The sequence below is a fragment of the Paracoccus shandongensis genome (assembly GCF_017315735.1).
Classification (GTDB): domain Bacteria; phylum Pseudomonadota; class Alphaproteobacteria; order Rhodobacterales; family Rhodobacteraceae; genus Paracoccus; species Paracoccus shandongensis.
Genome location: NZ_JAFLRK010000029.1, coordinates 35,706 through 47,874, shown reverse-complemented (window position 1 = coordinate 47,874; position 12,169 = coordinate 35,706). Strand labels below are relative to the sequence as shown.

The following is a 12,169-nucleotide window of genomic DNA, read 5'->3' as shown; positions in this document are numbered from 1 at the left end:
CGCCAGAAGGGCCGCCGCGCGGTCGGGCGCGGCCCCGCTGTCGCGGGCGGCCTGACGCGCCCAGGCCTGCGGATCGGCGGGATAGTCGCGCCCGCCGCCGATCGGGGACAGCCGGGTGTCGCGGCGGCGGGGCTGGCCCAGGCGGGACAGGATCACGTCGGCCACCTCCTCGGCAAAGCCGCGGAAGGTAGTCCATTTTCCGCCCACCAGAGAGATGATCGGCCAGCGCCGCGCGCCTGCGGGTTCGGCCACGGGGGCGGAATGGTCGCGGCTGATCAGGCCGGGATTGGCCGCATCCGACGCGGGCAGGGGGCGGATCCCGGAATAGGCATAGACGATCTGGCCCCGGTCGAAGGACAGGCCGGGCAGCAACCCGCGCAGGGCATCCAGGAAATAGTCGATCTCGGCATCATCGCAGGCCACGTTGTCGGGATCGTCGTCGCGGATGTCGGTCGATCCCACCAGCGCCCGGCCCAGATAGTCATAGACCAGGCAGATGCGGCCGTCGTCGGCCTCGAAATAGATCATGCGGCCCTTCAGCGCGGCGATCAGGCCGGGATGGTCCAGCAGGATATGCGACCCCTTGGTGCCGCCGATCAGGCGCGAGGGCGCGCCAAGCGCCGCGTTCACCCGGTCGATCCAGGGACCGGCGGCGTTCACGACGATCCGGGGGCGCAGCACCCGCAGCCCTCCGGGGGTCGCCAGGCGCAGCGTGTCGCCGTCGGTCCCTTCCAGCATGGTATAGTTCCAGGCGCGCGCGGCGGGATTGGCGCGCATCCCCTCGGCCAGCAGTTCCCAGACCAGGCGTTCGGGCAGGGTGACGGCGGCGTCGTAATACTGGCCCGCCGCGACGATGCGGGAGGTCAGCGGCGGGATTTCCCGAAGCGCGCGCCTGCGGGACCAGATCTGGTGGCGCGGCATGACCCGGTGGCGGCGGCCATAGAAGTCATACATCGCCAGCCCGGTCTTCATCAGCACCGCGCCCCGGCTGCGCGGGGCGGTGGTCGATCCCAGCAGCGTGCGCAGGGCCGCCGTGACGCCCTTCAGCCAGGAAAAGATCGGAATCACCGTGGGCAGCGGGCGCACCAGATGCGGCGCGTTCTTCAGCAGCAGGTTCCGTTCCAGCGTCGATTGCGCGACCAGCCGCAATTCGCCCGTTTCCAGATACTTGATGCCGCCATGGATCAACCGCGAGGGCGCGGCCGATGTGCCGCCCCCGAAATCGCCCTTGTCGGCGATCACGCAGCGCAGGCCCTGGTCGCACAGGTCGCGGAACAGGCCCGCGCCGTTGATCCCCGCGCCAAGGATCAGCACGTCGATGTCCTGGATGTCGGTCATGCGGGGTCTCCCAAGGCCTCGATCCGTGGCCAGAGCGGGGACAGCGCATGGACAAGATCGGCAAAGACGGCATAGCGGCGCGACAGGTCGGCGGACCGTCCCGGATCGGGGTGCCAGGTCGTGGACAGCGCCGCCATGTCGCGCGGGTCATGGCGGGGGCTGGCGAACAGCCCGACGCCGGATCCGGCGCAGAGGGCCGCGCCCCAGGCCGCCGCTTCCTCGGTGTCCGAGGTCGCGACCGGCATCGCCAGAACATCCGCGAAAAGCTGGGCAAGAACCGGGCTGCGGGAAATGCCCCCCGTCAGCCGCGCGGCCTGCGGGGCAAAGCCGTCGCGCAGGGCATCGACATGGTGGCGGTGGTTGAAGGCGATGCCTTCCACCACGGCGCGCAGCATGGCGCCCCGGTCGTGCCAGCCGTGCAGGCCCAGGAAGCCGCCGCTGGCCTGGGGGCCATGCGGGGATCCGAACAGGAAGGGGTGGAAGATCACGGTGGAAGGGCGGGCCATCGCGGCCTCGATTTCCGGGATGATGGCGGCGTGGAAGGGGCGGCCCTGCGCCTCGGCCGCAGCCCTGTCGCCGCCGCAGAGCGTGTCCAGGAACCAGTCGTAATTCGCGGCCGACGCGGGCGAGATCGACATGGCGTTCCATTCGCCCCGGCGCAGCCCGTTGCGGCAGAACCAGCGGGGATCGACGCGCGGCGCCCGCGTCACCGTTTCGTTGATGGAATAGGTGCCGGCGACGATGGCCACCGTGCCTTCCCCGTAACCGCCAGCGCCCAGGGCGGACGCGGTCACGTCGTGCAGCCCGGCCACGACCGGCGTGCCGGGGACAAGGCCGGTCAGGGCCGCCGCCGCAGGGGTGACATGGCCGATCACCTGGTCGGGCAGGGCGATGGCGGGCAGGGCGTCCCACAGCGCCCCAAGGCCGAAGATCGCCAGCGCCTGCGCGTCGAAGGCCTGCGTCCCGACATCGGTGAAGGCGGTGCTGACCTCGGTCAGGTCGGTGCCGATCTTGCCGGTCAGGCAGAAGGCCAGCCAGTCCTTGCAGGCCAGCACATGCTTGATGCGGGCGAAGCGGTCCGGCTGGTGGTCCCGGATCCAGGCCAGGATGGCGGAAGGGGCCGAGGCATGGGGCATCTGCCCGGTGCGGGCCAGGGCGGCGTCGGCGGTGCCGTCCCGGTGCCAGCGTTCCGCAAGATCGCCCGCGCGGCTGTCCAGCGACAGGATGCCGGGGCCCAGCGGGCGCGCGGCCCGGTCCAGCAGGTAAAGCCCGTCGCCATGGGCAGTGGCGGCCACCGCCGCGATGTCGGACGCGGGGCGGCCGCAGGCGGCGACGGCCTCGGCCACGGCGGCGGCGGTCTGGGTCCACAGCGCGTCCATGTCGCGTTCGACATGGCGGGGCCGGGGCATGGACTGCACCACCCGGCGGCGCGCGGTCGCCAGCACGCGGCCCGTTTCGTCAAAGATCACCGCCTTGGTGACGGTCAGGCCGTTGTCGATGCCAAGCAGCAGCGGCATGTCTTGTTCCTGCCAGGAAGCACCCGGCAGCCCTACGCCGCCCCCATGCCCAAGGCAAGGGGCGCGCTCAGCTTAGCCGGGCGGCCTGGCTGCCCGGGCATTCCGCGCCCCAGTCATAGCCCTTGCTGCCCGCCACGCAGGCCTGCCGGACCAGGATCACAAGCTGCACGTCCCGCGGCGCGGCATCCGGCCCCCGGGACGGACCGACCAGATAGCGGCGGGACAGGACATCGTAATGGATGGTCTTGTTGCCGGTGATCACCTGGATGCTGTCCCCGGCCAGCGGCACGGGGTCGAGGTCGATTTCCTCAAGCCGGACGGCGTCCCGATCCTGGATCAATACGCGCATGTTGGCACCATGCCCTTTGAAGGGAAGCCATAACGATCCGGCGGAAGGATTGTTCCCGCCCTTGCGGGAATTTCCGCGCGAAAAACGGGCCGGTCACTGGGGCGTGATCGGACAGGAACCTTCGCGGTGCAAAGCCGGTTGTGGTGACTGGTGGCTGCCGGGGAAGGAACCATGCTGGGCAACGACTTGACGGACAAGGCAAAGCAGGACACCGATCCTGCGGCATCGTCGGACGCGCGGCTGCGGGCGCTGGCCGCGCAGCGCATCGCCATCGAGGGCGTCTCGATCGAGATCGACGGCGGCCGCTTTCCCGCCAAGGCCGTGGCAGACCAGCCCACGACCATAGAAGCCGACATCTTCTCGGACGGGCACGATTCGATCGCCGCCGCGATCGCCTGGCGGCGCGAAGGCGCCGGGGACAGCCAGGAAGCCCCCATGACCTTTGTCGAGAACGACCGCTGGGCCACCACCGTCGTCTTTCCCGAAAACGGTTTTTACGACTGCACGATCCTCGCCTGGCGCGACCTGTTCACCACCTGGCACAAGGAGGTGACGAAGAAGCTGGTCGCCGGGCAGCGCATCGCGCTGGAACTGGAGGAAGGCCGCAGGCTGTTGCAGGACGGGCTGGACAAGGGCCACCCCCCGGGCGAGGCGCGCGCGACCCTTGTGGGGGTTCTCGCGGCGGACGCGGCCCATGCCGAGGCCGGGGGCGAGGACGCATCCACTGATGCCGCCCGCTTCGCCCGCATGGGCGACCCGGCGGTGCTGGCCCTGATGCAGCGGTTCGGGCCGCGCACCCACCTGACCGAATACAAGACCCTGACAGTCTTCGTGGACCGCAAGGCCGCCGCCTTCAGCGCCTGGTATGAACTGATGCCCCGGTCGCAATCGGGCGATCCGAACCGCCACGGCACCTTTGACGACGTGATCGCGCGGCTGCCTTATGTGCGCGACCTGGGCTTCGACGTGCTGTATTTCCCGCCCATCCACCCCATCGGCAAGACCAACCGCAAGGGCCGCAACAACAGCCTGACCGCGCAGGAGGGCGAGCCCGGCAGCCCCTATGCCATCGGCAGCGAGGACGGCGGCCACGACGCCATCCACCCGGAACTGGGCAGCCTCGACGATTTCCGCCGCCTGATCGCCGCCGCGAAGGACCACGGCCTGGAAATCGCGCTGGATTTCGCCATCCAGTGTTCGCCCGACCATCCCTGGATCCGCGAGCATCCCGAATGGTTCGACTGGCGCCCCGACGGCACCATCAAGTTCGCCGAGAACCCGCCCAAGAAATACGAGGACATCGTCAACGTCCATTTCTATCGCGGCGCGCTGCCCTCGATCTGGTATGCGCTGCGCGACGTGGTGCTGTTCTGGGTGGACCAGGGGGTGCGCATCTTCCGCGTGGACAACCCCCACACCAAGCCTTTCCCGTTCTGGGAATGGATGATCGACGAGGTGCGCCGCAAGGATCCCGGCGTGATCTTCCTGGCCGAGGCCTTTACCCGGCCCAAGGTGATGAAGCGGCTGGCCAAGGTCGGCTTTTCGCAGTCCTATTCCTATTTCACCTGGCGCAACGAAAAGCAGGAAATCACCGACTATCTGACCGAGCTGACGCAAGAGGAATGCCGCGAATACATGCGGCCGAACTTCTTCGTGAACACCCCCGACATCAACCCGCGCTTCCTGCAATCCAGCGGCCGCCCGGGCTTTCGCACGCGTCTGGTGCTGGCCGCGACCCTGGGGGGCAACTACGGCGTCTACAACGGCTTCGAGATCTGCGAGGCCGCCGCCGTGCCGGGCAAGGAGGAATACCTCGATTCCGAGAAATACGAGATCCGGGCATGGGACATGAACAAGCCCGGCCATATCCAGGACGACATCCGCCTGATGAACCGGCTGCGCCGGACCCATCCCGCGCTGCAGGACTTCACCAACGTGACGTTCTACAACGCCTTCAACGACAAGGTGCTGTCCTATGGCAAGCAGACCGGCAACGACTTCGTGCTGGTCCATGTCAACCTTGACCCCGACGCCACGCAGGTCTTTGAATTCGAGGTGCCGTTGTGGGAATTCGGCCTGCCCGACGAGGCCTCGGTCGAGGTGCGCGACCTGATCCACGGCAACAGCTTCACCTGGCACGGCAAGAACCAGTGGCTGGAGCTTGAGCCCCATACCCGACCCTATGCCATCTGGCAGCTTTTCGCCCCCGGAGTTCCCCGCTGATGAACATCGCCACGACCCCTTCCGACGCGACCTTTGCCGTCCGCACCGACGGAATCGACCGCAGCCAGGCCGACTGGTACAAGGACGCGGTCATCTATCAGTTGCACATCAAGGCCTTCCAGGATTCGAACGGCGACGGCATCGGGGATTTCGCGGGCCTGATGCAGCGGCTGGACTATGTGCAGGAACTGGGCGTCACGGCGATCTGGCTTTTGCCCTTCTACCCCTCGCCGCTGCGCGACGACGGATACGACATCGCGGATTACCGCTCGATCAACCCGTCCTATGGCTCGATGAAGGATTTCAAGGCCTTCGTGAAGGAAGCCCACCGGCGCGGCATCCGCGTGATCACCGAACTGGTGATCAACCACACCTCGGACCAGCATCCCTGGTTCCAGCGGGCGCGGCGCGCAAAGCCCGGATCGGCCGCGCGCGACTGGTATGTGTGGTCGGACACCGACGAGAAATGGCCCGAGACGCGGATCATCTTCCTGGACACCGAAAAGTCGAACTGGACCTGGGATCCGGTGGCGGGGGCCTATTACTGGCACCGCTTCTATTCGCACCAGCCGGATCTGAACTTCGACAATCCCAAGGTGCTGGAGGAAGTGCTGAAGGTCATGCGCATGTGGCTGGAGATGGGCGTGGACGGGCTGCGGCTGGACGCGATCCCCTATCTGGTCGAACGCGACGGCACCAACAACGAGAACCTGCCCGAAACCCATGACGTGCTGAAGGCCATCCGCGCCGACCTGGACAAGCATTTCCCCGACCGGATGCTGCTGGCCGAGGCGAACCAATGGCCCGAGGATACCCGCCCCTATTTCGGCGAGGGGGACGAATGCCACATGGGCTTCCACTTCCCCCTGATGCCGCGCATGTACATGGCGCTGGCCCAGGCCGACCGGCACCCGATCACCGACATCATCCGCCAGACGCCGGAAATCCCCGATATCTGCCAATGGGGCATCTTCCTGCGCAACCACGACGAACTGACGCTGGAGATGGTCACGTCCGAGGAACGCGACTATCTGTGGCAGACCTATGCCGCCGACACGCGCGCGCGCATCAACCTGGGCATCCGCCGCCGCCTGGCCCCCCTGATGCAGAACGACCGGCGCAAGATCCAGTTGATGAATTCCATGCTGCTGTCCATGCCCGGCACGCCCATCATCTATTACGGCGACGAGATCGGCATGGGCGACAACTATTACCTGGGCGACCGGGACGGGGTCAGGACGCCGATGCAATGGTCGGGCGACCGCAACGCGGGCTTTTCCCGCGCCAAGCCCCAGCAGCTTTACCTGCCCGCGATCATCGACGCCGTTTACGGCCACCAGGTCATCAATGTCGAGGCGCAGGCCGACGACCCCTCGTCCCTGCTGAACTGGATGCGCCGGATGATCACCGTGCGCCGCCAGCATCCAGCCTTCGGGCGGGGCACGATGATCCTGCTTTACCCCCGCAACCGCAAGATCCTGGCGTACCTGCGCGAACACGAGGGGCGGACCTATCTGTGCGTGGCGAACCTGGCCGACAGCGCGCAGGCGGTGGAACTGGACCTGTCGCGCCATCGCGGCACCGTGCCCATCGAACTGACCGGGCGGTCCGTCTTTCCGCCGGTGGGCGATCTTCCCTACATGCTGACGCTGCCCGCCTATGGCTTTTTCTGGTTCATGCTCAGCGCCGAGGAGGAGACCCCGTCCTGGCATGAAACCGTGCCCGACATCCTGCCCGAGTTCATGACGCTGACCACCCGCGACGGGCGCGTGTCCACCGCGATCAAGGGGCGCGAGGGGACGCAGTTCAAGCGCGACGTGCTGCCGCAATGGCTGCCCCTGCAACGCTGGTTCGCGGGCAAGGACAAGGCGATCGGCGCGGTGCGCATGACCCCCCTGGGCAGCCTGGGGCAGGGGGAACACGAACTGGTGTCCCTCGACGTGACGGTGGGCGACGAGGAGCAACGCTATCTTCTGCCGATCTCGGCCCGCTGGGGGGACGAGAACCTGCGTCCCGGCGCGCCAAAGCTGTCCTGGACGCTGGCCAAGATCCGCCACACCGCGCGCGTGGGCGCCCTGATCGATGGGGCCTATGACGAACGCCTGCCGCACCTGCTGCTGGACGCGCTGAACCAGAACCGCGCGGACGGGCCCCTGCGGTTCGAGGGGACCGAGGCCCTGCGCCAGATCGAGGATCCGGGCGATCCCCGCCAGCTTGGCGCGGAACAGTCGAACCTGTCCATCGCCTTCGGCGACAAGATCATCCTGAAACTGTACCGCCGCATCCGCGAGGGCGAGCAGCCGGACGTGGAGGTGGCGAAGTTCCTGACCGAGGTCGCGGGATACAAGCACACCCCCCGCTATCTGGGTCATGCCGCGCATGGATCCACGATCCTGGCCGCCGCCTTCGCCTTTGTCCCGAACCGGGGCGATGCTTGGACCGGCATCATCGACGCCCTGCAACTGGAGATGCACGAACACGAAACCTGGTCCTCGGCCGGAGAGGCGCGGCCCGAGGTGTTCGCCTTCGACTTCCCGCTTGGCCTGGGGGCGCTTCTGGGGCAGCGCACGGCGGAACTGCACAAGGCGCTGGCCGTGGACACCGACGACCCGGCCTTTGCGACCGCCGATCTGACGCCCGACCAGCTTGGCCAATGGGCGGCGGATGCCGAATCCGAGGCGCAGGCGCTGATCAGCCGGCTGGAGCAGGCGCACCTGCCCGACGAGGTCGCCCCCCTGGCGCAGAATCTGCTGGACCGGCGAGAGTCGCTGCTGGCGCGGCTGCGGGCGGTGGCCGACCTTGCGCCCGATTTCAAGCTGTCGCGCATCCATGGCGACTTCCACCTGGGGCAGGTTCTGCTGGCCCAGAACGACGTGGCGATCATCGACTTCGAGGGCGAGCCCGCCCGCAGCCTGGACGAGCGGCGGCGGAAATCCTCGCCCCTGCGCGACGTGGCGGGGATGCTGCGGTCCTTCGACTATGCCGCGATGACGGTGGCCTCGCGCCAGCGCGACAGCTTCGGCAGCGGGGCCGAGCGCGGGATGGAACGGGTCCAGGCCTGGCGGCAGACGGCCATGCGCGATTTCCTGGCCGCCTATGACGCCCATTCGCAAGGCGCTGTGAACCTGCCCGCAGATGCCGCATCGCGGCAGGCGCTGCTGGACTTCTTCCTGCTGCACAAGGCAATCTACGAGGCGGGCTATGAACTGAGCAACCGGCCCGCCTGGATCGGCATACCCGTGCGCGGGATTCTCGATCTTCTGGAACGGAGCGGCGAATGACCAGCGCATCGGCAAGCGACATCGAGGCGATCCTGCGCGGCAGCCATGCCAACCCCTTCGCCGTGCTTGGTCCCCATGACGGCGAGGTGCGGGTCTTCGCCCCCCAGGCCTCGGCCGTCGCGGTCCTTCACGACGGCCAGCGCACGCCCCTGGAGCGCGTCCACCCCGAGGGCTTCTTTGCCGGACCCTTCGAGGGCCACCAATACCAGCTTGAGATGTCCTCGGGCGAGCGGACCTGGGCGGCCGAGGATCCCTATCGCTTCGGCCTGGTCCTGGGCGAGATGGACGAATACCTGATCGCCGAAGGCCGCCACCGCCAGCTTTACGAAAAGCTGGGCGCGCATCCGATCACCCACGAGGGGGTGAAGGGCGTGGCCTTCGCCGTCTGGGCCCCCAATGCGCGCCGCGTCAGCGTGGTGGGCGACTTCAACGCCTGGGACGGCCGCCGCCACCCGATGCGCAGGCGGCTTGGCCCGGGCCTGTGGGAACTGTTCATCCCCGGCCTGACCGTGGGCGAGCTTTACAAATACGAGATCATCAGCGCCCATGGCGAACGGATGCCGCTGAAGGCCGACCCGGTGGGCTTTGCGCATGAACAGTCGCCCGGCACCGCATCCGTCATCAGCGGGTTGCCCGATCACCCCTGGGGGGACCGGGACTGGATGGAAACCCGCGCGGCGCGGCAGGACCGCACCGCCCCGATCTCGATCTACGAGGTCCACCTGGGATCCTGGCGGCGCGGGGCCGAGGGCGGGATCCTGGATTACGAAGCCATCGCCGACCTGCTGGTGCCCTATGTCACCGACATGGGCTTCACCCATGTGGAATTCCTGCCGGTGTCGGAACATCCCTTCACCGGATCCTGGGGCTATCAGCCGATCGGATTGTTCGCGCCGACCAGCCGCTATGGCTCGGCCGAGGCGTTCGCGCGGCTGGTGGACCGGCTGCACGCGGCGGGCATCGGTGTCATCATCGACTGGGTGCCCGCGCATTTCCCGACCGACGCGCATGGCCTGGGCCGCTTCGACGGCACCGCGCTTTACGAACATGCCGATCCGCGCCAGGGCTTTCACCAGGACTGGAACACGCTGATCTACAACTTCGGCCGGCGCGAGGTGGCGAATTTCCTGCAGGCTAGCGCGCTTTACTGGCTGGACAGGTTCCACATCGACGCGCTGCGGGTGGATGCGGTGGCGTCCATGCTGTATCTGGATTACTCGCGCAAGCCGGGCGAATGGATCCCCAACCAGTTCGGCGGGAACGAGAACCTGGAGGCCATCGACTTCCTGCGCAACGTGAACTGCCGCGTCTGCGCCGATTACCCCGGCGCCATCACCATCGCCGAGGAATCGACGGCCTTTCCCAAGGTCAGCCGCCCGGTGGACGACGGCGGCCTGGGCTTCGGGTTCAAGTGGAACATGGGCTGGATGCACGACACCCTGGGCTATTTCCGCCGCGATCCGATCCACCGCCGCCACCACCAGAACGACCTGACCTTCGGCCTGGTCTATGCCTGGTCCGAGGATTTCGTCCTGCCGCTGAGCCATGACGAGGTGGTCCACGGCAAGGGATCCCTGATCCGGCAGATGGCGGGCGACCGCTGGCAGAAATTCGCGAACCTGCGCGCCTATTTCGCCTTCATGTGGACCCATCCGGGCAAGAAGCTTTTGTTCATGGGGGGCGAATTCGCGCAGGACCGCGAATGGAACCACGACCAGTCGCTGGACTGGCACCTGCTGGACGACCCGCTGCACGCCGGGATGCAGGCGCTGGTCCGCGACCTGAACCGCCTTTACCGCGACCGGCCCGCATTGCACCGGCTGGACTGCGACCCGGGCGGCTTTGAATGGATCGACGCCAGCGACGCGGACCAGAGCGTGCTGGTTTACCTCCGCAAGTCCGACAACGGCGCGCCGCCTGCGGTGATCGTGTGCAACCTGACGCCCCAGGTCCACCACGGATACCGCATCGGCCTGCCGCAGCCGGGCGGCTGGCGCGAGATCCTCAACACCGATGACGCGGCTTACGGCGGCTCGGGCGTCGGAAATCCCGGGCCGCTTTCGGCGGATAACATCCCCTGGCACGGGCGGCAGGCGTCCCTGGCCCTGACGCTGCCGCCGCTTGCCGTGGTCGTGCTGGTGCCCGCATGACCGCCGCCCCGGCATCCGGGCGGCATCGCGTCGTGGTGGTCGGGGCCGGTTTCGCGGGCCTGCAACTGGTGCAGGACCTGAAGGGCGCGGGTTGCGCCATCACGCTGATCGACGGGCGCAACCACCACCTGTTCCAGCCGCTTCTGTACCAGGTCGCCACGACGCTTCTGGCCACGTCCGAGATCGCCTGGCCGATCCGCCGCGTCCTGCGCGACCGCCCCGATGTCGAAACCCTGCTGGCCCGCGTGACCGGCATCGACCGCGCCGGGGCCCAGGTGCTGCTGGACACGGGCGACCGCGTCCCCTTTGACACGCTGGTCCTGGCCACCGGCGCCCGCCACGCCTATTTCGGCCATGACGAATGGGAAGCCGATGCCCCGGGCCTCAAGACGCTGGAGGACGCGACCACCATCCGCCGCCGCCTTCTGCTGGCCTTCGAGCGGGCCGAGCTAACCCCTGACCCCGCCGAACGCGACGCGAACCTGACCTTCGCCATCATCGGCGGCGGACCCACGGGGGTGGAACTTGCCGGGATCGTGGCCGACCTGGCCCACCGCGTCCTGCCGCGCGAATTCCGCCACATCGACACCCGCACCGCCCGGATCATGCTGATCGAGGCGGGGCCGCGCGTCCTGCCGGTCTTTGCGCAATCCTTGTCCGACTATGCGGCGGCGGCCTTGCAGCGGCGCGGCGTGCAGGTGCTGACCGGGCGGCCCGTCACCGCCATCTCGGACCGCGCGGTCACCATCGGGGACGAGGCCGTGCCCTGCCGGACGGTGATCTGGGCGGCAGGCGTGCAGGCCTCGCCCGCCGCGGAATGGCTGGGGGCCGCGGCGGACCGGGCGGGGCGGGTGATGGTGGACGCGGATCTGACCCTGCCCGGCGATCCGCGCATCTTCGTCCTGGGCGACACCGCCCATGTGGACATCGACGGCAAGCCCGTGCCCGGCCTTGCCCCGGCGGCCAAGCAGCAGGGCAAGTATGCGGCGGCAGTGATCCGGGCGCGGCTGGCGGGCAAGCCCGCGCCGGGGCCCTTCCGCTATGCCCATCAGGGGAACCTGGCCACCATCGGGCGCAACGCCGCCGTGATCGACTTTGGCCGCGTCAGGCTGACGGGCTGGCTGGCCTGGTGGATCTGGGGCATCGCCCATATCTATTACCTGATCGGCGTCCGCTCTCGCCTGGCGGTGGCGATCAGCTGGCTGTGGAGCTTCCTGTCCCGCCAGAATTCCGCGCGCCTGATCACGCAAAGGGAAACCGCCCCGCGCGGGTGAGCGGGAAAACCCCGCGCGGGAGGCACGGGGTTTCCCG

7 protein-coding genes are annotated in these 12,169 nt (G+C 68.1%); 4 read left to right on the top strand and 3 right to left on the bottom strand.

Annotation, left to right across the window (positions count from 1 at the left end):
- The 3 genes from JX613_RS15285 to JX613_RS15275 form a co-directional block, all read right to left on the bottom strand.
- On the bottom strand, nt 1–1,338 hold a 1,338-nt coding region (locus JX613_RS15285), incomplete at its 3' end, for a glycerol-3-phosphate dehydrogenase/oxidase (RefSeq protein WP_207102333.1).
- Entirely contained in the window at nt 1,335–2,855 is a 1,521-nt protein-coding gene (locus JX613_RS15280; RefSeq protein ID WP_207102332.1) for an FGGY-family carbohydrate kinase, read from the bottom strand. The genes JX613_RS15280 and JX613_RS15285, both read right to left, overlap by 4 nt.
- Before the next feature lie 67 nt (nt 2,856–2,922).
- A complete protein-coding gene (locus JX613_RS15275) occupies nt 2,923–3,204 on the bottom strand; it encodes a hypothetical protein (RefSeq protein ID WP_207102331.1) in 282 nt (93 codons plus the stop codon).
- Nucleotides 3,205–3,375: 171 nt separating this feature from the next.
- Between JX613_RS15275 and JX613_RS15270 the strand changes: the two genes are divergently transcribed.
- Genes JX613_RS15270 through JX613_RS15255 form a run of 4 tightly spaced genes read left to right on the top strand, consistent with a single transcriptional unit; the run spans nt 3,376 to nt 12,132 of the window.
- Complete coding sequence (locus JX613_RS15270) at nt 3,376–5,427, top strand: alpha-1,4-glucan--maltose-1-phosphate maltosyltransferase (protein ID WP_207102330.1); 2,052 nt, start codon at nt 3,376–3,378, stop codon at nt 5,425–5,427.
- A complete protein-coding gene (treS, locus tag JX613_RS15265) occupies nt 5,427–8,708 on the top strand; it encodes a maltose alpha-D-glucosyltransferase (RefSeq protein WP_207102329.1) in 3,282 nt (1,093 codons plus the stop codon). Before JX613_RS15270 ends, treS begins: the two co-directional genes overlap by 1 nt.
- On the top strand, nt 8,705–10,858 hold the full coding sequence (glgB, locus tag JX613_RS15260; protein WP_207102328.1) for a 1,4-alpha-glucan branching protein GlgB: 2,154 nt from the start codon (nt 8,705–8,707) through the stop codon (nt 10,856–10,858). Before treS ends, glgB begins: the two co-directional genes overlap by 4 nt.
- The gene (locus tag JX613_RS15255; protein WP_207102327.1) at nt 10,855–12,132 is read left to right on the top strand and encodes an NAD(P)/FAD-dependent oxidoreductase; all 1,278 of its coding nucleotides are present in this window, start codon (nt 10,855–10,857) and stop codon (nt 12,130–12,132) included. The genes glgB and JX613_RS15255 overlap by 4 nt, the downstream gene beginning before the upstream one ends.
- The last annotated feature ends 37 nt before the right edge of the window (nt 12,133–12,169 follow it).